This is a genomic window from Arenibacterium halophilum (assembly GCF_005938225.1).
Taxonomy (GTDB): domain Bacteria; phylum Pseudomonadota; class Alphaproteobacteria; order Rhodobacterales; family Rhodobacteraceae; genus Arenibacterium; species Arenibacterium halophilum.
The window spans coordinates 1,223,884-1,246,545 of sequence record NZ_VCPC01000001.1 but is presented as its reverse complement, the minus strand read 5'-3'; the positions used below and the strand labels follow the sequence as shown (position 1 = coordinate 1,246,545).

Sequence of the window (22,662 nt, the reverse complement as noted above, 5' to 3'; positions counted from 1 at the left end):
ATCTTTCCGGATGAGTCCGCTTGCGCCCGGATGCACCGATGCGGGCGCGTGGCGTTCAGAGGCGGCGCAGGCAGGGCCCGCGCCGCGCAGGCGCCTTAGTACTTGGCGTCGTTTGCTTCGAGCGATTTGACATAGGCGTCAAGGATCGCATCGGCATCGCCGCCCTTGGCCACAACGCTTTCCTTCCATTCGTCGATCAGCGGCTGCGATGCCTCGCGCCACGCGGCCACATCGGCCTCGGATGGCTCGTTCAACGTCTGTTCGCCATCGGCGATCAGCTTGTCGCGGGCGGCCATGTCATCGTCGTGCCAGCCCTGCGCAACCTTGGCGGACCACTCGGGCGTGCAGTGGCTGTCGATCACGGCCTTGTTTTCGTCCGACAGCTTGTCATAGCTGGCAAGGTTCATCACCAGAACCTGCGCCGACATGTAGAACGGCATGTCCAGATGCTGGGGCACTTCGCCGGTCAGTTTGAAATCGTACATGGCACCCCACGGGAAGGTCACCGCCTCGGCGGTGCCACGCGACAGCGCTTCGCGCACTTCGGGGGCAGGCACCTGCACCGGGCCGCCGCCCAGAAGGCTGACGAACCGCGCCATGGTGGCGTGCGCCGGGCGGATGTTCTTGCCCTTGATCTGGTCGGGGCTTGTGATGGCCTCTTTCGAATGCAGCGCACCCGGGGCGTGGGGGTGGATGAAGCAGACCTTCACGTCGCTCATCTCGGCCTCGGCACCGTTCTCGAGGTACCATTCGTGGATCGCCTTGGCACCCTGCACGGAGTCGTCGACCATAAAGGGCACTTCGGTCAGCGCGTAGATCGGGAAACGACCGGCGGTGTAGCCCGGGTTGACCCATGCCATGTCAACGATGCCCTGCTTGGCCATGTCATAGTGATCGGGGGCCTTGCCCAGCTGCTGCGCCGGAAACAGTTGAATCGCGATGGACCCGCCCGAGGCGTCCTCGACCGCCTTGGCCCAGGGTTCGATGCCCTTCGAGGCCGGTGCAATCCCGGCGGGCACCCAATGCGACAGGCGCAGGGTGACGTCTTGTGCGTGGGCTGCCAGCGGCAGGGCAAGCGTTACGGCCGCGCCAAGCGCGATAATACGTGAAGTCATGATATCCTCCCATGCGAGGCCCGCTCCACCGGGCTTCGATAATTGATGGATATCAAACAATCTGCGCCGATCAAGCGGTTTTTTGGCCGCTCACGCCGGTTTCAGATCGCGGATTCACCTTCGCCCTGCGCCTTGGGTTCGGTGCAGATGCACAGCACCTCGGCGTCCTGCCCGTTGGCGCTGACATAGGCGTGCCCCATCGAACTGTCGAGGTAGACGCCATCGCCCTGAGCCAGTCGCACGGTTTCATAGAACGCGCTGTGCACCTCTATTTCCCCCTTGAGAACAAACAGGAATTCCTCTCCCCCGTGGCTGAAAAGCGTGCCAAATTCGGTCATCGACCGCGCCTTCACCCGGGCCAGAATCGGCACCATCTGTTTGCGCTTCACATCAGGGCACAGGTACAGGTAATCGTAGTTCGGCGTATCGAACAGCACGCCACTGTCCTTGCGCGCGACAGAAAAGCGGCTGTTGGGCGCGGTGTCGGTCTGGGTGCCGTCATCTTCGCTGACCAGATCGCCAATCTCGACGTTCAGCCCGTCGCACAGTTTCAGAATCACGTCGAGCGTGGGTGACAGCGCGTCGTTTTCGATCTTGGAAATGGTTGAAACCGAAACGCCTGACAGCCGGGCCAGTTCGGCCAATGTCTGATCGCGCCCCTTGCGCAGCCGCCGCACCCGTTTGCCGATTTGTTGCCGTGTGGACATGTGCCTTGCCTTTTCTGCCTTGCCGCAAATCTGGCAGGGATCGCGAGAAATGCCTAGCGGAAACGGCAAAAATTTTCGCATACGAAAATAAATCTTGGAATGGGGAATTTTGTGCGCAATAGTCCTGTCAGTCAGGAGTCGCCGCCGCATGAAGTCCACCACTCACCATTCTGCCGATATCGCGGTGATCGGGGCCGGTATTGCCGGGGCCTCGGTCGCCGCCGCCTTGGCGGGGCAGGCGCGCGTGGTCCTGATCGAGATGGAAGCCCAGCCGGGCTTTCATACCACGGGCCGGTCGGCGGCTGTCTTTGCGCCCAGTTATGGCCCCGGTCCGATCCGCGCGCTGACGCGGGCCTCGGCCGGGTTCTATCACGCGTCACCTGCCGGGTTCGCCGAGGCGCCGCTGCTGACGCCACGCCCGATCCTGATGATCGCGCGCGACGACCAGCAGGCGGCGCTGGATGAACTTGTGGCCGCCGTGGCCGGGGAAACCCCGGTCGAAGTGCTGGGGCCCGACCAGATCGCGCACCATCAGCCGCTGGTGCGCCCGGGCTATGCCGCTGGCGCGATGCTGGACCGCGACGGCCATGACATCGACGTGCACGCGCTGCATCGCGGCTACCTGCGCGCCCATGCGGCGGCGGGTGGCGTCACGTTGCTGAACGCCGAAGTCTCGGAGATGACGCGCGTGCAGGACCAGTGGCAGCTGACCACCCGCAAGGGCATCGTCACCGCCCCCGTTGTGGTGAACGCCGCCGGGGCCTGGGCGCAGGTCATCGGCGACATGGCCGGGGCCGAGCCGATCGGGCTGACCCCGAAACGGCGCACCGCTGTCACCATCGCCGAACCGGCAGGCACGCCCTGCGCCGCGCTGCCGATCACCATAGACGTGCAGGAACAGTTCTACCTGAAACCGGAATCGGGGCGGCTGCTGATTTCGCCCGCCGATGAAACGCCATCGGCCCCCTGTGACGCCCAGCCGGAAGAGATCGACATCGCCATCTGCGCCGACCGGATCATGACGGCCTTTGACCTGGATATTCGCCGGATCGACAGCAAATGGGCCGGGCTGCGCAGTTTCGTGGCCGATAAATCGCCGGTGGCGGGCTATTCGGCCACCGCCCCGGGGTTCTATTGGCTGGCAGGGCAGGGCGGCTATGGCATCCAGAGCGCCCCGGCCCTGTCGCGCGCCGCTGCCGCCGACATCCTGCACCAACCCCTGCCTGACGATATCGCGGCGCATGGCCTGCGTATGGCCGACCTGGCCCCCGCGCGCCTGAAAGCCACCGTACCCGCATGACGCAAAGACCGAACCGGCACAAAGCCGGGAAACCAACACCAACGGAGGACGTAACATGACCCTTTTCACCCGCCTCGCCGCGCCCGCGCTTGTGGCGCTGCTGGCCCTGCCGGTTCACGCGCAGGTCAAGATCGCGCTGGATACCCCCGCCGATCTGGAACAATCCGGCACCTATGTCTGGGCCCATACCTTTGGCGAATACCTGAAGGAACACGGGATGGAGGCCGATGAATACCAGCGCAACGCGCTGGGCGAAGAGGCCGAGCGCCTCGATCAGGTCAGCCAGGGCCTGCTGGAAGTGTCGATGTCCGATGCCAAATCGGCCGGCACGCTCGACAAGACGATCTTTGGCGCGATGATGCCCTATTTCTTTGCCGACGGCGAAGAGCTGGACCGCGCGCTGGGCGAAGGCGGGATGCTGGCGCGCATCAACGAAGGCACCACGCCGCAGGGCGTGCGCGTGCTGGATGTGGTGTACCTTGGGCTGCCGACGGGCATCTTCACCACCTCGGTTCCGGTGCGCACTTTTGACGATCTGTCGGGCCTGCGCCTGCGCGCGCTGGACGAACTTCAGGTGCAGATCTTCGGCGCCTTTGGGGCCAAGGGCACCATCGTGTCGTGGTCGGAAGTGCCCAACGCGCTGCAAACCGGCGTGGCCGAGGGCTATGTCAACCCGCCCTTCGTGCCGCTGGTGTTCGGGCATACCTCGTTCATCAAGTATTTCACCGATGCCAAGATGTCGTCGTCGGTGCGTGTCGCGATTGCCTCGGAAGATTGGTATCAGGGCCTGAGCGACGAAGAACGCGCCATCGTGGACGATGCCGCCAAGGCCGCCCATGACGCCAACCGCACCTTCCTGAAAAACCGCGAGAAGATCTATGACGACCTCGAAGCGGCCGGCATCGAGGTGATCCGCCTGAGCGACGAGGAACGCGCCAAGTTCCGCGAAGCCTCAAAGCCGATTTATGAAAGCGCGGATCTGCCAGAGGGCGCGCTTGAGGCCTGGACCAAGGCCATCGGCAAATAAGACCTGCGCGGGCGCCCCGGTGGCGCCCGTATTTGCACCCAGCCCAAAGGTGACGATGTGAAACTGTTCATGGCCTCGCTCGCGACCGAGAGCAATTCCTTCTCGCCCATCCCCACAGGGTGGAGCGGGTTTCGCGAAAGCCTGTACACCAAGACCGCCTCGCGCGGGGAGCCGGGGCTGTATGCGGTGGCGCTGACCACATGGCGCAACCGGGCCGAGGCGCTGGGCTGGGACGTGGCCGAGGGGCTGGCAACCTATGCCCAGCCCGCCGGGCCCACGGTGCGCGAGGTTTACGAGACCATCCGCGACGACATCCTGACCGATCTTCAGGCGGCGATGCCCGTGGATGTGGTGCTGCTGTCGATGCACGGCGCGATGATCGCGCAGGGCTATGACGATTGCGAAGGCGACATGCTGGCCCGCGTGCGCCAGATCGTCGGCCCCGACGTGGCCGTGGGGCTGGAAGTGGATCCCCATTGCCACCTGACCGAGCTGATGCTGGACAACGCCACCGCCATCATCTGCTACAAGGAATACCCGCACGTCGATATTTCCGAACGCGCGGACGAGTTGTTCACGATCTGCGCCGATGCGGCAGAGGGCAAGATCGCGCCGGTAATGCGCGATTACGACTGCCGCATGATGGCGATGTATCACACCCCGTTTCAGCCGGTGCGCGGCTATGTCGACGCGATGCAGGCGGCCGAGGGGCAGGGCGGCGTGCTGTCTGTCTCGCTCGCGCATGGCTTTCCCTGGGGCGACAACCCGCGCGTCGGCGCGCGCACACTGGCGATCACCGATGGCGATGCCGATCTGGCCGAGCAGACGGCGCGCGACTTCGGCGAACGGCTGTGGGCGCTGCGCAACGATCTGCCGCGCAGCTATCCGACGCTGGAGGAAGGGCTGGACCGCGCGATGGCCGCGCCCAAGGGCCCGGTGGTGCTGGCCGATTTCGCCGACAATGCCGGGGGCGGCGCGCCGTCGGATTCCACCTTTGTGCTGCGCGAGGTGCTGAACCGTGGCCTGCGCGACGTTGCGCTGTCATTGTTCTGGGATCCGGTGCTGGTGCAGATGTGCCTGGACGCCGGGCTGGGCGCGCAGATGTCGGTGCGCGTGGGCGGCAAGATCGGCCCGATGTCGGGCGATCCGGTCGACCTGAAGGTGACGGTGCGAGGCATCAACCGCGATGCCTATCAGCTGTTCGGCAGCGCCCCCACCAGCGCGGGCGATTGCGTCTGGCTGGAAGCGGACGGCGTGCATATCGTGGTCAATTCCAAGCGCACGCAAACCTTTCACCCGTCGATCTTTACCGAACTGGGACTGGACCTTGACGCCATGAAGATCGTCGTGGTCAAGTCGTCCCAGCATTTCTACGCGGGGTTCGCCCCCATCGCATCCGAGGTGATCCACCTGGCGACGCCGGGCGCCATCGCCCCCGATTACACCATCATCCCCTATACGAAACGGGACGACCGTTTCTGGCCCAAGACACAGGACCCGTTCAGCCAGCCATGACCTATGACCACGTAATCCGCAACGGCCGGGTGATCGACCCGGAAACCGGTTTTGACAAAATCTGCGACGTGGCGATCAAGGATGGCCTGATCGCCGAGATCGGGGAAAACCTTGGCGCAGGGGCAATGGAAAGCGACGCCACCGGGCTGATCGTCTGCCCCGGTTTTATCGACCTGCACGCGCACGGCCAATCCGTCGCTGCCGACCGGATGCAGGCCTTTGACGGCATCACCACCACGCTGGAGCTTGAAGTGGGCGCGGTGCCCGTGGCCGAATGGTACGACCATCACGCCACCAAGGGGCGCGTGCTGAACTATGGCACGGCGGCGGCGTGGATCCTGGCCCGCAAGGCCGTGTTCGGTGGCTATGATCCCGATGGGGCGATGCACCCGATTGATGCGATGGGCCACAATCCGGGCGACCCGTCCTGGTCGCTGGATGCCGCCACCCCCGAGCAGACCGACAAGATCGTCGCGATGATGCATCAGGGCCTGGCGGATGGCGCCATCGGCATTGGCATCCCCAACGGCTATGCCGCCGGGGCGGGGGTGAAGGAGTTGTCGCTGGTCTGCGACGCGGCGGCCGCGTACGACGCGCCGACCTTCACCCATATCGCCAACGCCTCGAACATCGATCCCAAAAGCTCGGTCGACAGCTATGTGCGGCTGATCGGCCTGGCCGGGGCGACGGGGGCGCGGATGCACATCTGTCACCTGAATTCGACCAGCCTGATGGACATCGAACGCGTTGCGACGCTGGTGCGCAACGCGCAGGCGCAGGGGCTGAAAGTCACGACCGAGGCTTATCCCTATGGCGCCGGGTCCACCGTGGTGGGCGCCGAATTCTTCACCGATCCGCAGTTCGTCGAACGCACCGGAAGCGACTACAGCAACATCGAGCTGGCCAAGAACCACGAAAGGTTCGAAAGCCGCGACCAGATCATGGCCGCGCGGGAAAGCAACCCGTCCGATCTGGTGATCTGGCACTTCCTGGACATCGATAACGACGACAGCCACCAGAAGATGCTGGATACCTCGGTCACGATGGAGGACGGGTCCATCGCCTCGGACGCGATGCCCTGGATCCGGCCCGACGGGAAGATCTATGACGAGGTCGAATGGCCGCTCCCGCGTGAGCTGGCCGCGCACCCGCGATCCTCGGCGACCTTCGTTCGTTTCCTGCGCGACTATGTGCGCGACCGGCAGGTGGTGCCGCTGGTCGAAGGGCTGGCGAAATGCACGATCTACCCGGCCCGCGTGATCGAGGCCTGCGCGCCCCAGATCGCCCGCAAGGCGCGGATGCAGGTGGGATTTGACGCCGACATCGTCGCCTTCGATCTGGCGGCGCTGGCCGACAAGGCGGATTTCGCCGACATGGCGCAGCCATCCGAAGGGGTGCGGCACCTGCTGGTTGGCGGCGCGCCGGTGATCGCCGACGGGGTGCTGAACACCGAAGCCCGCAACGGCACGGCCATCCGTCGCACGCCGAAATGACGGTGCCGGTACTGCTGGTCGCGGGGTTTCTCGGGGCTGGCAAGACGACCTTCATCAACCAGGTGCTGCACCAGCCGCACGGGCAACGCATCGCTGCCATCGTCAACGATTTCGGGCAGATCAACATTGATGCGGCGCTGCTGGAAAACGCCGCCGATGATGTGATCGGGCTGCGCAACGGCTGCATCTGCTGCGCGATGCAGGGCGATCTGCTGCGCACGCTGCGGCAGGTGCTGGACGGGCAGGCGCCCGACCTGATCGTGATCGAGGCCAGCGGCGTGGCCGACCCCGGCGGCATCGTGAACGCGCTGCTGGATCCGGTGCTGCGGCAGGCCGTCAGCCTGGATTGCGTGCTGAGCCTTGTGGATGCCGAGGATGTCACCGCCAACCCGATGCGCCGCCGCGATCCGTTGTGGCAGGCGCAGGTGAAGGCGGCCGACATGGTGCGCCTGTCGCGCACCGATGCGGTGGATTCGGCCAGCCTTGATGCGCTGCGCGGGCATCTGGCCGAGCTGGGCGCAAGGCATGTGCTGGGTGATGACGATACCACGCTGGCCGCCGTGGTCGGCATGGCCGGGCGCGCGCGGTTTCCGCTGCCCGCCGCGCAAATCCAGACCTCGGACAGGTTTGCCACCTGCGAATGGCAGTCGGACGGGCCGATCGGGATGCACGGCTTTCGCGCGGCGATGAACCGGATTTCGCCTCATGTGCTGCGTGCCAAGGGGTTTGTCAGCTTTTTAGAAAAGCCGGGCCAGCCGTTCCTGTTCCAGCTGGCCGGCAAGCGGGCCACGATGACGCCGCAGCCTTCTGCGCCGAAGGGGTGCAAGCTTGTTCTGATTGGCGAGGCGGATCGCATGGGGGAGGTGGACATCGCCGCGCTGCTGGATGCAACCGGCCCGAATTAGCCCGCCAGCCCCGCCTGCCAGTGCCGCAACGCCTGCATGATCTGCGCATAAGGCATGGTGGCAAACAGCATCGCTGACCCGGCCGAGAGACACAGTATCCCACCATCGCCGGGCTGCGCACCGCACCATGCCATCGCCTGCGGCGGCGGCTCGCTGCCTGCGCGTTCGGCGAGTTCGTCAGTCGCCAGCCTGCGCAGGCGGGCAACGGCGTCGGCCACGCCGGATTCGCGACGGACGGTGCCGCCGCCGACAAGCACCAACGCCTCTGCCTGCGGCGCCAGAGCGTCAGCCATGGCGGCAAGGTCGATGCTGGCGTGGATCGGGCGGGACGGTCGGGCCAGACGGTGCAGCGACACGCCGATGGTATCGAATTCGCCCGTTTCCTCGCATAGCTGCGCGCGCACCTTCAGTCCTGCGCCCTCTCGGCAGATATGGCGCAACACCTCGGCCAAAGGCTGCACAAGTGGGTCGCCGGCGTCAAAAAAGGCGTGCCCGAGCAAGGCGCCGAAGCCGGGCCGATCCGGCGCGGACAGGTCAAGTGCGACCACCGCGCGCAACCGCCCCGAGGCGACATCGACAGTGATCCGGTCGCCCAGCCCATTGTCGAATTCCAGCCGGCGGGGCAGGATCGTTTCGTCCACCTCGCGCACCAGCGCGCCCAGCCCGCCGCCCGGGTCCAGCGCGCGCCACCCGTCGGCGCGCGTGACGACCGGCCCGGCCAGCGCACTCAGCCGCAATTCCAGCCGCGAGGCCGCGATGCGCTGCGCGGCAGAGCGGGCGCGGTCAGCCGGTTGCATGGGCCAGCTCCAGCAGGTGCAGCATCGGAGGAAGCGCCGGTTCGACGGCGCCGATATCGTCAAACAGACCGCAGAGCACATCGGGCGATCCGTCACCCGACCCGAGGAACAATGCGGCGCCGTCACTGTCGAGGGCGATCGCCATGCGCATCCGTCCGCGCCCGGCGTGCCCCATGGCCGCCGCGATACGCACCGCGCTTTCCCCGCGCAGAAGGTCCACCGCTGTGGCGCAGAGCCGGTCCAGCTGTTCCTGAGGTTGGCGGCGGCGCCCGCTGGAGCACAGGATCATGCGGGCGGAAATATCGCCAAAGGCGATCAGCGAACACGCGGGATGTGCCGCGCGCAGATCGTCCAGCCCCCTTGCAATATCCATGTCGCGCCCCCGCGTGCAGACCATCGGTTCAACACCCGGTCTTTAGGGGGCGAAGGTAAGATTCGCGTTAACTTTGCCTCTAGGCGCCGACGCTCAGGCTGCTTTCGCGCGCGGGCGGGCGTGCGGTGCGGCGGGTGCCCGTGGCGGGCACAACGCGCCGGGGGCGCACCTTGCCGGCACTTTGCGGCGCGCAAGATTGCAATGGGTGGGTTGCCACCGGCGGCGTATCCGGGCGCGTCGGACGTTCAAGCCGGTGCAGCAGTTCGACAAATCGGCGGGCAAAGGCATCGGCGCCGCTTTGCAGCCATAGGTCGGGGTCATCCTCGGCGGCGCTTGCCTGGGTCAGCGATATCGGCAGGCAGCCGCAAAACAGCCCGTCGGTTTCATGGCGGACGCGTTTCAGCACCCGTTCCCGATCGGATTGCGTGACCAGCTTGTCGAACCGGGTCAGCAGCAACAGGCTGTGGCGGCGCAGCTTTTTCGGGAGCGAGGCCCAGACCGCGGCCTCGCTTTGCCGCCAGGCCTGCGTGGCATGGGTACACCATAGCACAGCGTCGGCGCGCGGCAGCAGGCGCATCCATGTTTCGCTGTCCATGTTCGGGTCCGAAATTCCGGGCATGTCAATCAGATCGCAGCGTTCCAAAATGTCCTGCGGGCTTTCGACGACAAGGCAGACCGTGTCGGCCATATCGAGTCCGTCCAGATCGGTCAGATCGACGGGATGTTGCTGCCCGGCCAGATCGACCCGGCGCGCAGGGCCGGTGCCATGGCGAATCCAGACCGGGGGCAGGCGGGTCGCAACGACTTGAACCGGCAAATCGCCACCGCCCATCAGCAGATTCGACAGCGTGCTTTTCCCCGCGCTGAATTCCCCCATCAGCGCGATAACGGGTTTCTTGGCGGCGTCGGGCGAGTCGAAGGGCAATATCAGCTCGTCGGACATGGGGCGAACTCCTTCAGGATGCGTTGGGATTTTTCAAGCACGGTGGCGCGGGCACGTTGTTTGCCAAGGCCCAGCGTTTCATCAAGATCGACCTCGCCGCCGCCTTCGGGGGCGACGATCCCCTGCAACACGGCGCGCTGATCGGTCAGAAAGGTCTCAACTTGTGCCAGCCATTCGGCACGGATGCCAGCCGCATGATCCGATTTCAGATCGTCCACGAAAATCGCGGTCTCGGCGCGGATCAATTCGCGAAATCGGTCAGTGTGGCTGTCATAGCCGCGGCGCCGCATCCACCAGCCTTTCCACCAGTTTGTCCCAAGGTCCAGCGCGATGGTGCGTGCCAGCGAAACCGGCGGCGGAATCCGCGGTGCGGGCGGCGGCGTGATGTCATACAGCCCCTCGGGCAGCGACAGGGCGTGCCGGGTCACCTGCGCCAAATCTTCGGCGGCGGCGCCCAGCATCTCGGCCTGCGCGCGCGTCATCGCGGCGCCGAATGACTTGCAGGCCGACGCCAGAAGCGCGCGTAGCCCAGCCGGGTCGTAGGTCCAGACCTGCTGATCGCCGTAGGCCTCGAGGTGCGCAACCAGAGCGGCGGTCGCGCGATCCAGAAAGGTGGCGAGCGCGCGGTCAATCCTGTCGGAAAAGCCCTGCGTGAGGTCGGCTGCGCGGGTTTCGGCGGCATGTTTGTGACGCGCGATGATGGCGTCACATTCCTGCATCACGGCATCGGGGTTGGACACGCGCACTGGTCCACCCTGCGCCGGTGCGGCGATCAGACGTTCGGAAATCTCGATCCCGTTGGCCAGATTGGTCGCGGCTGCCGCAATCCGTTCGACAGAGTCCGCCAGCGTGCCCTCGGTCGCGCGGATGCCGATCGCGTCGTAAAGCGCGGGAATGCCCGAAAGATCCCACAGGATATTCTGCGGCGTCTCGCCTGCGGGAATGCTGAACTGTTCTGACCCCGCCCAGGCATATAACGCCTCGGCACTGGCGCGGGGCAGCTTGGCCATGGCGCCCGAGAGCGCGAAATTGGCCCAAAGCGCGCTGCCGAACAGGATATGAGGCGGCTCGGCCCCCTGGTCGCGCTGCAGGGTGTCGCGGATGCTGGCCTCGATCTGGGGCACCTGTGCCACCGGGTCGGCCAATTCGTCGATGCGATTGACAAAGATGATAAGCTCGCGCGATTTCACGTTTGAAATCATGCGGATCAGGGCCAGGTCGGTCGACGACAGCGCCTGATGTGCCGACAGGACGACCACGCAGATACGGCTTTGGCGGATGGCCCCGATGGTGATCTGTTCGCGCACCATGAAGGTGTCGTTCACCCCGGGCGTATCGCGGATGCAGAACGGCATCGGGAAGGACGGGCAGTGCAGGCGCAGATCAGCCGATTTGGTAATATCGGCAAAGCGGCCCTGACCCTCGGCGGTATCGTCGAAATCATCGCCAAGACAGACGTAGCGTTCGATCAGGTCGGGATCGAAATGGTCATAGCTGTGTTCCTGGCCCAGGAGCAGTTCGAATTTGTCGCCGAGGCGGGCGGCAGATTTTTCGCGCATCCGTGCAATCTGGCGGCGGATCGTTTCCAATTCGTCTTCGGCCCCGGCGCGCCCGGCCATTTCACCGATACGGCCACCCCCGGCGACAAGATGATCCCATTCACCCCTGTCGAAGAACCGAAAGCGCGCGCGCGGCCCGCCGGGCAACGGTTTCGGGCCAAGGTGCAGCGATGTAACGACCGAGGTCCACGGGTTCACGTCCGACGGCAAAAGCCCGGGCCAACCCGCCATTGCGTTGATCAACATCGTTTTTCCGGCCTTGATCTGGCCGATCATCGTGACACCGGGTTCAATTGCGTCCAGCTGGCGTCGCAGTTGTTCCGCACGGGCGGCGGCGCCCTTGTCGCCCAGTCGCGCGATATTGCCCAAGGCATCGCGCAGCGGGCGCAGGCGGCGGGCCTGCTGCGCCAGCCGGTCAGTTCCGCGCGAAAGAAGCTGCGCGTTGACCGAAGGCACATGCGACAGCGGAATGAAGGAATCGGCGTTCATAGGAGGGCCAGGAGCTGCGCAAGGGGAAGGGAGCGGACGGGTATCATGTCAGGCGGCCGCCCTGCACTCAAAGTCGCGGCGCAGCTGCAACAGGATCGCGACCGCATCGGCGGCGGCGGCGGGGCCGTCCTCCATTGCGATCAGCAACATCCTGTCGGCTGCATCCGTTACATCATCGGCCAGCGCAGCGTCTGACTCTGCGCCTGCGTTGAGCGATTCAGCCACCGCTTCGCAAGCGGCCAGACAGTTGTCGAGCACGGCGCGCGGGTTCGTGGCCAGCGGCAGCAGTTCGGCGCCTCGCTGGGCCAGATACTCTGCGAGATCGGTGAAATGCTGGTTGCGCCGCACAGGACTGTCGGGCGCGGCGACGGGATCACCGGCTGTCGGCGATGGCAGCGCGGCACGCAACAACAGTACATCGGCGGCATCCACGAGCGCGCCGCGTCCGGCCGCGACAAGGGTGCGAACGGCATGGGACAGCGCGGTGAAATCGAAACCTTCGGCCACGGCGATGAACCGGGCAAAATCGTGCTGCGCATCCAGTTGCATCAAGGCAAGCGCGTCCTTCGGGGTGCCGGGCGGGGCGACAAGCAGACTATGATCTTTCAGTGGGTCGGGCACCTGCGCCCATGCTCTGGATTCGGGGGCATCGAATCGCCGCGCGCACCAAAGGATGATGTCGGTCGTGGCGCCGAGCCGGGTCAGCGCCGCCATCAACCCGGCCGGGTCTTCCGGCAAGGTCATGCAGGCCAGATCAAGGTCGGGGCTGCGCAAGGCCGCCATTGCGGCTGCCGCAAAAACGGCGTCCTCCTGTCCTTGCGTCAGGATCGCCACACGGGCCGGAGCCGTCAGGCGGTACGCCAGACCGTGCGCGCTTTCGGCGTCTGCTGCCGTCATCGTTCCGTTGTCCGCCAGTGTCTGAAGGTGGCGGGCGACATCGGCGGGTTCGGGTACAAGGGTCGGCTCGATGGTCATGGCGCCCTCCGTCCGTCAACTGGAGATGAAGGCATCCGCGCGTCTTGCCACAGGCGCGACACGCGCTTCAGCCCGGGAAATCCCTGGCGTTCGGGGCGGAGAAGCGGCACGGTGCGTCCGCGCGGCTCGTCCAGGTTCACACGGATCACGGCGAGCGAAACGTTGTCCTGATCGGGGGCGTTGCTCTGCCCGACCTTTTCCAGAAGAAAGCGGGCGAGCTGATCGCTGCGGCACAGGGGGTGCGCCCGCAGAACGCCGGCAATTTCGTCGCAATCCAGAGTTTGCAGCCCGTCGCTTGCCACCACCAGCGTATCGCCGGGAAACAGGCGGAACGGTTGTCGCGGGCAATCGATGCGGGGGATCTCGGCCCCGAACAGAACCGAGGTCAGCACATGCCGTTCGGGATGGCTGCGGGCGGTTTCCTCGTCGATTTCTCCGCGGCTGGCCATCAGGTCAATTTCCGGCGCCATCGAATGGTCTTCGTTCAACTGGCGCAAGGTGTTGTCGCGGAACAGATAAAGCGGCGAATCTCCGACTGACAACCAGTGCAGCGCATCGCCGACAATAACCAGGGTCACAAGCGTCGCGCCCATGCCGTGGGCCTGCGGGTGCCGCGCGGCGTGGGCCTGCAGACAATCGTTAGCCGACGCCGCGGCGCGGGTCAGCGCCCCGGGGATGTCGTTCACGAAGCCAGCCATGTCATTGCGTTGCAGAACCAGATCGCTGAACATTTCGGTCACCACGATCTTGCTGGCGATCTCGCCGCTGGCGTGGCCTCCCATGCCATCGGCCAGCACCGCGAACCCGAAATCCCCCCCGCGCGAGAAATCGGTGACCACCGCATCCTCCTGCTGTTCGCGGTGGCCGATCCACAGGGCCGAGGCCGCATCAAGCCAAAGGTCTTCGGGGGCGGAAACAGGAAGCGGTTCAGCCATCGCCGGGCTCCGGTGTCCAAGTGAAATCGGCGCCACACAGGGCAACCAGCTTCAGCACCGTTTCCCCGATCCGGATTTCGTCGCCGTTGTGCATTTCCTCGGTGCTGAGGACCGGGCGGCCGTTCAACCGGATGATGTTCGATTTGCCGCCGTGGCCCAGATAGAACGCCTTTGCTTCATCGTCATAGGCAATTGCTGCGTGGTTCTGGCGCGAAATCGCGGTATCGCCGAAATCAAGGCAGACGCTGTTGTCGTCGCCGCGACCGATCAGCGACACGCCAGAGGCCAGCGCGAAATGCGCGCCCCGTCCGGGCCCACGCGCCACGACGATCCAGCCAACTGGAAATTCGACACGCGGAGGCTTGCCAATCGCAGCAGAGACCGCCGCATCGCGGGAGGTTTCCACCGGGTCGCGCGGCAAATGTCCTTCGCCGCCGGTAAAGCCAAGAAGCCGTGTGCGGACCCGACCGGCAGACGGTCGGGGCGCGGGCGTGGCATCCTTGGAGGGTTGGGAAACCTCGGGCGCGAACCCCTGTGCGCGCATCGCCTCTATCTGGCGCCGGGCCAGTTCGGCCGCATCGGGCGCGGGTTCGGTTTCCGGGGCAGGGACAGATGGCGCGGTGGCCGTGTCTTCGACGGTGCGAAGCCCCTGAGTCAGCACAAAAGCACCCTCTTTGCGACGTTCGGCAAAATCGAAACTGTCTGCTTCGGGGCTGGTGCCAACCTGCGCGGAGTCTGTGGTTTCGTCGGCAGGCCCGCCACCGGCCCGTTCGATGTCCTCTTCCGAAAAGCTCTCATGCGGGTCGTCTTCGACCGCGAAGATATTTCGCAGGTCGGCCACGGTATCCTGCGCTTCGGCAGCGGGGGTACTGCGCGCGAGAGCGTCGCTGTGGGTGTCGAAAACTTTCTTGAAAAGTGCCATTTGCCTGTTGTCCTTGATGCTCAATCCACGGCGGTTGCGGCCTGTCAGTAGTCGGGGCGGTGCACGATCACTTCGGGTCCGATGCCAAGGGCCACGGCGATGTCATGCGTGTCGGTGGCCAACCCCAGTGCGACAAAGGTTACCAGGGCGGCCAGCGTGTATTTGCCCAGCCGCACGGCTGCGGGTTCGGTGGACGTGTGCTGGGCATAGCTCATCGGCGCGGCGACATTGGCGCCGCCGGGAGGAAGGTTTGGGCCATCGGGCGTATCCATCATCTCGCGCGTGCGCTCCCAGGCGGCCCAGACTGCCTGAATGTAATCCGGCGCCTCGCGGTGCATATTCACCGGCTCGACCTTTCGCTGGCGCATCTCGGCGATCGTGGGCTCGCGGCGTTCTGGCGCCTTGGCCGGATCCGGATTGCACTTGGCCGGGCGCGGGGTCTGTTTGTCTGCCGGTGTGGCTGGCGTCTTGCGCGGTGCAGCGGGCCGCTGTGCGGCATCACGGCGTTCATGGGCGACCAACTGGCTCAGGCGCTGCTCAAGTGCGCCGTCGATCTCTGGCTGCGGGGCTTGCGTTGACTGGGGGGCACGGGCCGCGTTTGGCGCCGGAACGGGCGCGTTCGGGTTAATCCGGGCCGCCCATTCCGCAGCGGTCTGGATGCGATCGCCGGGAAACAGACGCATGGCATCGTCGATGGCGCGCAGAAACGGCTCGGGGTAGCCGGCGATCCGCCCGGCCAGGGCGCGGCAGGGATCGGGCTGATGCGAGGCAATGGCTGCCAGCCGGGCCTGGCTGTTGGGCGGTGCCTCGCCGCTGATAAGATGCCAGAACGTCGCGGCCAGCGCGTACAGATCGCTGCACGGTGCCTGTTTGCTGCCCGCGATGTAAAACTCCTGCGGCGAATACCCGTCTTTCACCACCAGCAGTGCCGACATGGCGCGGCTTTTCTTGCTGGCCTCTTCGCGCGCGGCGCCGAAATCGATCAGCACGGGCTTGTCGTGAACGTCGATCAGGATGTTGTCGGGCGAGATGTCGCGATGCAGCATGTCATTGGCGTGCACTTCGCCCACCGCGTCCAGCAGCCGTGGCAGCCAGGCCATCACCTGTTCCGGTGCAGGAGGCGCAACCCCTTCGATCAGGTCGAGCAGATCGTGGCCCTTGACCAGATCCAGCGCCATATAGGCCGTCTGATTGTCCTGAAACACCTGATGCACGCCGACGACATTGGGGTGGTCGATCCGGGCAAGGCTGCGCGCCTCGCGCACGAACAAATCGACAAAGGCGCGGAAATCGGCCTGACTGGCCTGCGACCGGGCCTGCACCGTCTTGTTCACCCGCCCGCAGAAGGCCGAGGGGAAACATTCCTTTATGACGACGGTCCGCTCAAGACTGTCGCGGGCAAGATACGTGATGCCGAACCCCCCGCTCGACAGGTATCGCTCGATCACATACTGCCCGTTCAGCAACGCGGTGCCCGGCGGGAGCATGTCCCCCAGGCCGTATTCTGTCGCGTTGTCGTAGTCGGTTTGCATGGCCCTGACCCATCGCAATTGCGGCTTTGGCGTGATGATGGCGCATGGGCGCCGGTTCTTCCGATAATGCCCGGGAAAATGTGTTCGAAAGGTGTCTGGCCTCGGCGCGAGCGGTGGAGAGTACTGACAAGTTTCATAAATTGTCGCAGGGTCGCGCGGGGAATTCGCGTGGCATTGGGCCCGGCAGATGGTAGACCTGAGGCCATGAAACTGTTGCGGCTTGGCCTTGTTCTGCTGATCGCGCTTGGGGTGGTTCTGCCCCGGGGCAGCGCGGTGTTGGCCGGGGCCATCGGCATGGGGCCGGGGCTGATCGTGGTCTGTACGCCGTCGGGGTTGATCACGATCCGGCTGGGCGCGGATGGAACGCCTGTAGAAACTCAGGGCGACCCGCAGCATTGCGCTCTGGTCCATGCCGGGGATACGGCGGTTGCGACTGCGCTGCTTGTGCCGGTGGCAGAGGGGTACGCGACGCTTGCCCCGTGGCAGGCCATTGCGCATTCGCCCGGCACACCGCGCCACGCACCAAACCGGCCCCGAGCGCCGCCTGTTTCTGTTGCCTGACACAAGACGATCAGACACTTACACGAACAGGACGATACCGATGCGTGACATACTTGGCGCGACCTTTCTGCTTTGCCTGCCGGCTTTGGCGCAGGCGCATGACTATACCCTTGGCGATCTGACGATTGCCCATCCGATGGCCTTTGAAACCGCGAAAACCGCGCAGACGGCGGGCGGGTTCCTTGAGATCACCAACACCGGCACCGAAGATGATGTGCTGCTTGAGGTGCGGGCCGATTTCCCGCGCGTGGAACTGCACGAAAGCAAGGAAAAGGACGGCGTTGCGACCATGTCGCATGTCGAGTCGATCAGCGTTCCCGCGGGGCAGACCGTCGCGCTGAAACCCGGCGGCTACCACGTGATGTTCATGGGCCTTGGCGGTGATCCCTTTGAAGAGGGCGAACGGGTCCCGGCGACGCTGGTGTTCGAGAAGGCCGGCGAAATCGAGGTGGAATTTGCCGTCGAACCACGTGGAAGCGGGGCAGGGTCACACAGCGGGCACAGTGGGCACGGCGGCTGACCCGGACGCCCTGCGATCAGCTGGCCGCGGTTTTCAGCCCGGCCACCAGATGATGAAACTTTTCGCCCTGTACGGCCACATGGTCGCGCAGGGCGCGCGCGGCGCCTTCGGCGTCGCCTTCGGTCAGCATCTGCACCACCGTTTCATGTTCCGACATCGATTGCCGCATCCGGCCGCGCAGGCGCAGCTGCTGACGGCGGAACGGCTTCAGCCGCTTGTGCAGGCGATTTGCCTCGGTTTCCAGAAATCCGTTGCCGGACTGGGCATAGATGATTTTGTGAAACCGTTCGTTTTCAAGGTAATAGGCATCAAGATCGGCGCGTTCCACGGCGGCTTTGCAGCGGGCGTTTGCCTCGCGCAGATCATCTAGGGCACTGTCGCTGATGCGGCGGGCGGCGTAGCGGCCACAGGCGGCCTCAAGCTCGGCCATCACCTCGAACATCTCAAGCAATTCAACCGCGCCGGGCTGGCGCACGAACACGCCGCGCCGCGGGATCTGTTCAACCAGCCCGGTCTGGGCCAACCGCTGGAACGCCTCGCGCAGGGGGGTGCGCGATACGCCGAACTGCTCGGCCAGCCGCACTTCGTCCAGCCGGTCTCCATCGGCGAATCCACCGCTGAAGATCAGCTCTTCCAGCTCCTGGGCTATGCTGTCGGCGCGGCGGGGTTCCATGCCCGACATCTAGCAAAGCGGCGTGAGTGTGCAAAGCGTTTCTTTTTGTATACAAGATGATTGACTCACAGAACATATCCTCCATAGTTGGCGACACAGCCCGGTGAAATCCGGGCGGTACACCATGGGAGGAACACATGATTGCCAAGCTGAAGGCTGCCGTCGCCGGCGCCGCGCTGATTGCCGCGGCCGGGGCCGCACATGCCACGGAATTGCGCCTGTCGCACCAATGGTCGAACAACGACGTGCGCCACAAGGTGGCTCAGATCGTCGCGGATGAGGTTGCCGCCGCCGGTGTGGACCTCGACATCAAGATCTTCGGGTCCAGCTCGCTATTCAAGGCGCGCGAGCAGTACAAGCCCCTGTCGCGCGGCCAGCTCGACATGACCGTTCTGCCGCTTTCCTATGCGGGCGGCCAGCAACCGGCCTATAACCTCACGCTGATGCCCGGGCTGGTGAAAAACCATGACCACGCCGCGCGCCTGTCGGACTCGCCCTTCATGGAGGCGCTCGAGGCCAAGATGGCGGAGGACGATGTAATGGTGCTGGTGCACGGCTATCTGGCGGGCGGCTTTGCCGGCAAGGACAAGTGCATCACCAAGCCCGAGGATGTCGCGGGCCTGCAAACCCGCGCGGCGGGCAAGGCGTTCGAGCAGATGCTGGCGGGCGCGGGCGCATCCATCGCGTCGATGGCCTCGTCCGAGGTGTACAACGCGATGCAGACCGGCGTTCTGGATGCTGTGAACACCTCGTCGTCGTCCTTCGTGTCCTATCGCATCTTCGAGCAGGTCAAGTGCTATACCCCCGCGGGCGACGTGGCGCTGTGGTTCATGTATCAGCCGCTGCTGATGAACAAATCCACCTTCGAGGGGCTGACCCAAGAACAGCAGGACGCGCTGATGGCGGCCTCGGAAAAGGCGCAGGCCTTCTATCTGGACGAAGCCAAAAAAGAAGACGCGGCTTCGGTCGAAGTCTTTGAAAAAGCCGGTGTGGAGATTGCCAATATGTCGGATGCCGATTTCAAGGCATGGCAGGATCTGGCGCGCGAGACGTCCTATGCGGCCTTCGTCGCGGATGTGCCCGACGGGCAAGAGCTGCTGGATATGGCGCTCGCGGTCGAATGATCGCGCTGCGGGGCGGCCCCGTGCCGCCCCGCACCCCCTGAACTCCCACATCACGACACCCCCGAACCCCGGAGGCGCCCATGGCCGGCCACAGCACGGCTGCCGCAGCACATGCAGGCAACAACCCCTTTCTGAAAACCGTCGCGGCGTTATCCACCCTTGCGGGCTGGTTGTCGGCGGCGATGATCGTCGTGGCGGTGGGCATCACCTGCCAGATGATCGTGATCCGCTTTGTGCTGAACGGCTCGACCGTCTGGCAGACCGAGGCGGTGATCTACCTGATGGTCGCGGCCACTCTGATCGGCCTGCCCTATGTCCAGCGCCTGCGCGGTCATGTGAACGTCGATCTGATCCCGCTGTCGCTGGCGCCGCGCGCGCGCAAGGTGCTGGCCGTCATCACGCTGGGCCTGTCCATCGCGATTGTCGCCGTCATGGTCTACTACGGCTATGACTACTGGCATTTCGCGTGGTCGCGCGGCTGGACATCCGACACCGTCTGGGCCGTCCGCCTTTGGATTCCCTATCTTGCCATTCCGGTCGGCTTTGGACTGCTGCTGCTGCAACTGATCGCAGATCTGGTGGCCGTGCTGACAGGTGTCGACAAACCTTTCGGGCTGGAGGACGTCTGATGGACCCGCTCGTTCTGGGCGCGCTGGTCGCGCTTGCCACCATCGCCGTGCTGTTTTCCGGCGTTTCGGTTGCCATTGGTCTGCTGATCGTCTCGGCCGGATTCCTGATCGTGTTCGACGGGATGCGCTCGCTTGAACTGCTGCCCGAGATCTTCTTTGGCAAGCTCGACAATTTTGCGCTGCTGTCGATCCCGATGTTCATCATCATGGGGGCTTCCATCGCCTCGACCCGGGCGGGGGCGGACCTGTACGAGGCGCTGGAACGCTGGCTGACGCGCATTCCCGGCGGGCTGGTCATTTCCAATCTTGGCGCCTGCGCGCTGTTTGCCGCCATGTCGGGATCGTCGCCCGCCACCTGCGCCGCCATCGGCAAGATGGGCATCCCCGAAATGCGCAAGCGCGGCTATCCCGATGGCGTCGCCGCCGGGTCCATCGCCGCGGGCGGCACGCTGGGCATCCTGATCCCGCCCTCGGTCACCATGATCGTCTATGGCATCGCCACCGAAACCTCGATCGGGCGGCTCTTCCTGGCCGGTGTGATCCCGGGCTTCCTGCTGGTCGCCCTGTTCATGGCCTGGTCGCTGTATTCCACATGGCGCTCGGGCGATACGACGCGGCTCGGCTCGGGCAGCTATACCTGGCGCGAACGGTTCGAGATTCTGCCGCGCGTGGTGCCCTTCCTGCTGATCATCCTTGGCGTGCTTTATGCCATGTACGGCGGCATCGCGACACCGTCGGAAACGGCCGCCGTGGGCGCGCTGCTCTGCCTGCTGATCGCGGTCATCATCTACAAACTCTGGAGCCCGCGCGCCCTGTGGGACGTGCTGCGCGACAGCACCCGTGAATCCGTGATGATTCTGTTCATCATCGCGGCGGCGGGGGTGTTCTCCTACATGCTGTCATCGCTGTTCATCACCCAGTCCATCGCCGAATGGATCGGCACGCTGGATGTGAACCGCTGGGTGCTGATGGGGGCGGTCAACGTGTTCCTGCTGGTGGCCGGGTTCTTCCTGCCGCCGGTCGCGGTGATCCTGATGGCGGCGCCGATCCTGCTGCCGATCATCACCACCGCCGGGTTCGATCCGATCTGGTTTGCCGTGGTGCTGACGATCAACATGGAAATCGGGCTGATCTCGCCCCCCGTTGGCCTGAACCTTTATGTCATCAACGGCATCGCGCCCGACATCAAGCTCAAGACGATCCTCACCGGGTCGCTGCCCTTTGTCGGCTGCATGGTGCTGGCGATCATCCTGCTGTGCCTGTTCCCGGGGTTGGCCACCTGGCTGCCCGAGGCCGTGATGGGAGAAGCGTTTTGACCCTGCTTGCCGATCTTCTGTCGACCGTTTTCGACCGGCGCTATCGCTCGGGCCCCGCGGCCCGGGATGACAGCCGCCCGCTGCCCGACCTGGCCAGCGCGCTGGTCAGCGCCTCGGGCGAAACCTCGGGCCTGGCCCTGGCGCGCAGTTACCTGGACCGGTTCGAGCAGTTGGATGACGGCGAAAAGCTGGCCGTCTTCCACGACCTGGCCGAGGCCAAGAACATCGACCCGACCCAGGTGCGCAACACTCTGGCCGCGTACGAGGCCGACCCCTCGAAAGCCACCTATCGCGCCTTCATGGCCGCCGCCGAACCCCCCCGGCAAGAGCTGATCCGCCGGTTGAACCAGGTGCCGGGCGCAACCGCGCGACTGGTGCGGATGCGGGCCGACCTGCTGCGTCTGGGGCGGGGCGATCCGGCCTTGCAGGCGCTGGACCTCGATTTCCGGCACCTGTTTGCCTCGTGGTTCAACCGGGGCTTCCTGGTGCTGCGCCCGATCAACTGGGAAAGCCCGGCGCATATCCTTGAAAAGATAATCGCCTACGAGGCCGTGCACGCCATCGACAGCTGGGACGATCTGCGCCGCCGCCTGCAACCCGAAGACAGGCGCTGTTTCGCCTTCTTCCACCCTGCCATGCCCGACGAGCCGCTGATCTTCGTCGAGGTGGCGCTGACGCAGGGCATTCCCGGCTCGATCCAGATGCTGCTGGCCGAAGAACGCGCCCCGCTGGCCGCCGAAGATGCGGACACAGCCGTGTTCTATTCGATCTCGAACTGTCAGGCCGGGCTGGCAAGCATTTCGTTCGGCAATTCACTGATCAAGCAGGTGGCCGCCGACCTGTCGACCGAACTGGCGGGGCTGAAAACCTTCGTCACGCTCTCGCCCATTCCCGGGCTGATGCGCTGGTACACCGCGCAGGAGGCGCCCCCTCCCATCGACACGTCCGAGGCGCTGCGCGCCACCGCCGCCCACTACCTGCTGAAGGCCAAGACCGAAGGCGCCGCGCCACTGGATCCGGTCGCGCGCTTCCACCTTGGCAATGGCGCGCTGGTGCATGCCGTACACGCGGGCGCCGATACATCGGAAAAAGGTATGGCCCAAAGCGCCGGGGCCATGGTGAACTACCTTTACGATCTGGGCAAAGTGGCGCAGAACCACGAAAAATTCGCAACCGAGAAAACCGTCGCCGCCTCTCCCGAGGTGCGTGCGCTGGCTGCCGGCGCCGCCCGGGCGCAGGCCTGAAGAAAGTC

Annotated in this window: 22 protein-coding genes; 11 read left to right on the top strand and 11 right to left on the bottom strand. The window is 65.1% G+C overall.

The window, feature by feature from the left end:
- Nucleotides 1–95: 95 nt before the first annotated feature.
- On the bottom strand, nt 96–1,115 hold the full coding sequence (locus FGK64_RS06010; RefSeq protein ID WP_138862849.1) for a TRAP transporter substrate-binding protein: 1,020 nt from the start codon (nt 1,113–1,115) through the stop codon (nt 96–98).
- A gap of 101 nt (nt 1,116–1,216) precedes the next feature.
- Nucleotides 1,217–1,822, bottom strand: a complete 606-nt coding sequence (locus tag FGK64_RS06005) for a helix-turn-helix domain-containing protein (RefSeq protein WP_138862848.1) — start codon at nt 1,820–1,822, stop codon at nt 1,217–1,219.
- Between the two features lie 148 nt (nt 1,823–1,970).
- On the opposite strand from FGK64_RS06005, the gene FGK64_RS06000 reads away from it, so the two are divergent.
- The 5 genes from FGK64_RS06000 to FGK64_RS05980 are packed head-to-tail and all read left to right on the top strand — an operon-like array spanning nt 1,971 to nt 8,062.
- Entirely contained in the window at nt 1,971–3,122 is a 1,152-nt protein-coding gene (locus FGK64_RS06000; protein WP_138862847.1) for an NAD(P)/FAD-dependent oxidoreductase, read from the top strand.
- A gap of 55 nt (nt 3,123–3,177) precedes the next feature.
- Nucleotides 3,178–4,149, top strand: coding sequence for a TRAP transporter substrate-binding protein (locus FGK64_RS05995; RefSeq protein WP_138862846.1), 972 nt, complete (start codon nt 3,178–3,180; stop codon nt 4,147–4,149).
- Between the two features lie 57 nt (nt 4,150–4,206).
- Nucleotides 4,207–5,664 carry a M81 family metallopeptidase gene (locus FGK64_RS05990; RefSeq protein ID WP_138862845.1) on the top strand — a complete coding sequence of 486 codons (1,458 nt, stop codon included), beginning with the start codon at nt 4,207–4,209 and terminating at the stop codon, nt 5,662–5,664.
- On the top strand, nt 5,661–7,157 hold the full coding sequence (locus FGK64_RS05985) for an amidohydrolase family protein (RefSeq protein ID WP_138862844.1): 1,497 nt from the start codon (nt 5,661–5,663) through the stop codon (nt 7,155–7,157). The genes FGK64_RS05990 and FGK64_RS05985 overlap by 4 nt, the downstream gene beginning before the upstream one ends.
- Nucleotides 7,154–8,062, top strand: a complete 909-nt coding sequence (locus tag FGK64_RS05980; protein WP_138862843.1) for a CobW family GTP-binding protein — start codon at nt 7,154–7,156, stop codon at nt 8,060–8,062. Before FGK64_RS05985 ends, FGK64_RS05980 begins: the two co-directional genes overlap by 4 nt.
- On the opposite strand, the gene FGK64_RS05975 is transcribed toward FGK64_RS05980, so the two are convergent.
- From FGK64_RS05975 to FGK64_RS05940, 8 genes are all read right to left on the bottom strand, one after another.
- On the bottom strand, nt 8,059–8,859 hold the full coding sequence (locus tag FGK64_RS05975) for a hypothetical protein (RefSeq protein ID WP_138862842.1): 801 nt from the start codon (nt 8,857–8,859) through the stop codon (nt 8,059–8,061). The two genes, FGK64_RS05980 and FGK64_RS05975, sit on opposite strands and share 4 nt — an antisense overlap.
- Nucleotides 8,846–9,232, bottom strand: a complete 387-nt coding sequence (locus tag FGK64_RS05970) for a hypothetical protein (RefSeq protein ID WP_138862841.1) — start codon at nt 9,230–9,232, stop codon at nt 8,846–8,848. Before FGK64_RS05970 ends, FGK64_RS05975 begins: the two co-directional genes overlap by 14 nt.
- Before the next feature lie 79 nt (nt 9,233–9,311).
- Complete coding sequence (locus FGK64_RS05965) at nt 9,312–10,175, bottom strand: dynamin family protein (RefSeq protein ID WP_138862840.1); 864 nt, start codon at nt 10,173–10,175, stop codon at nt 9,312–9,314.
- A complete protein-coding gene (locus FGK64_RS05960) occupies nt 10,160–12,223 on the bottom strand; it encodes a dynamin family protein (protein ID WP_138862839.1) in 2,064 nt (687 codons plus the stop codon). The genes FGK64_RS05965 and FGK64_RS05960 overlap by 16 nt, the downstream gene beginning before the upstream one ends.
- 48 nt (nt 12,224–12,271) lie before the next feature.
- On the bottom strand, nt 12,272–13,198 hold the full coding sequence (locus FGK64_RS05955; RefSeq protein WP_138862838.1) for a hypothetical protein: 927 nt from the start codon (nt 13,196–13,198) through the stop codon (nt 12,272–12,274).
- On the bottom strand, nt 13,195–14,133 hold the full coding sequence (locus FGK64_RS05950) for a PP2C family protein-serine/threonine phosphatase (RefSeq protein WP_138862837.1): 939 nt from the start codon (nt 14,131–14,133) through the stop codon (nt 13,195–13,197). The genes FGK64_RS05955 and FGK64_RS05950 overlap by 4 nt, the downstream gene beginning before the upstream one ends.
- Entirely contained in the window at nt 14,126–15,055 is a 930-nt protein-coding gene (locus FGK64_RS22480; protein ID WP_246057682.1) for an FHA domain-containing protein, read from the bottom strand. Before FGK64_RS22480 ends, FGK64_RS05950 begins: the two co-directional genes overlap by 8 nt.
- A 44-nt stretch (nt 15,056–15,099) precedes the next feature.
- On the bottom strand, nt 15,100–16,587 hold the full coding sequence (locus tag FGK64_RS05940; protein WP_138862836.1) for a serine/threonine protein kinase: 1,488 nt from the start codon (nt 16,585–16,587) through the stop codon (nt 15,100–15,102).
- Between the two features lie 204 nt (nt 16,588–16,791).
- Between FGK64_RS05940 and FGK64_RS05935 the strand changes: the two genes are divergently transcribed.
- Entirely contained in the window at nt 16,792–17,148 is a 357-nt protein-coding gene (locus FGK64_RS05935) for a DUF2946 family protein (RefSeq protein WP_138862835.1), read from the top strand.
- A gap of 40 nt (nt 17,149–17,188) precedes the next feature.
- On the top strand, nt 17,189–17,668 hold the full coding sequence (locus tag FGK64_RS05930) for a copper chaperone PCu(A)C (protein WP_138862834.1): 480 nt from the start codon (nt 17,189–17,191) through the stop codon (nt 17,666–17,668).
- Nucleotides 17,669–17,684: 16 nt separating this feature from the next.
- Here the strand turns inward: FGK64_RS05930 and FGK64_RS05925 are convergent, their stop codons facing one another.
- Nucleotides 17,685–18,341 carry a GntR family transcriptional regulator gene (locus FGK64_RS05925; RefSeq protein WP_138862833.1) on the bottom strand — a complete coding sequence of 219 codons (657 nt, stop codon included), beginning with the start codon at nt 18,339–18,341 and terminating at the stop codon, nt 17,685–17,687.
- Between the two features lie 137 nt (nt 18,342–18,478).
- On the opposite strand from FGK64_RS05925, the gene dctP reads away from it, so the two are divergent.
- The 4 genes from dctP (at nt 18,479) to FGK64_RS05905 (ending at nt 22,654) form a co-directional block, all read left to right on the top strand.
- Entirely contained in the window at nt 18,479–19,465 is a 987-nt protein-coding gene (gene dctP / locus FGK64_RS05920) for a TRAP transporter substrate-binding protein DctP (protein ID WP_138862832.1), read from the top strand.
- 80 nt (nt 19,466–19,545) lie between these two features.
- Nucleotides 19,546–20,094 (top strand): TRAP transporter small permease, encoded by a 549-nt coding sequence (locus tag FGK64_RS05915; RefSeq protein ID WP_138862831.1) that lies wholly within the window; start codon nt 19,546–19,548, stop codon nt 20,092–20,094.
- A complete protein-coding gene (locus tag FGK64_RS05910) occupies nt 20,094–21,410 on the top strand; it encodes a TRAP transporter large permease (RefSeq protein ID WP_138862830.1) in 1,317 nt (438 codons plus the stop codon). Before FGK64_RS05915 ends, FGK64_RS05910 begins: the two co-directional genes overlap by 1 nt.
- On the top strand, nt 21,407–22,654 hold the full coding sequence (locus FGK64_RS05905) for a malonyl-CoA decarboxylase (protein ID WP_138862829.1): 1,248 nt from the start codon (nt 21,407–21,409) through the stop codon (nt 22,652–22,654). The genes FGK64_RS05910 and FGK64_RS05905 overlap by 4 nt, the downstream gene beginning before the upstream one ends.
- The last annotated feature ends 8 nt before the right edge of the window (nt 22,655–22,662 follow it).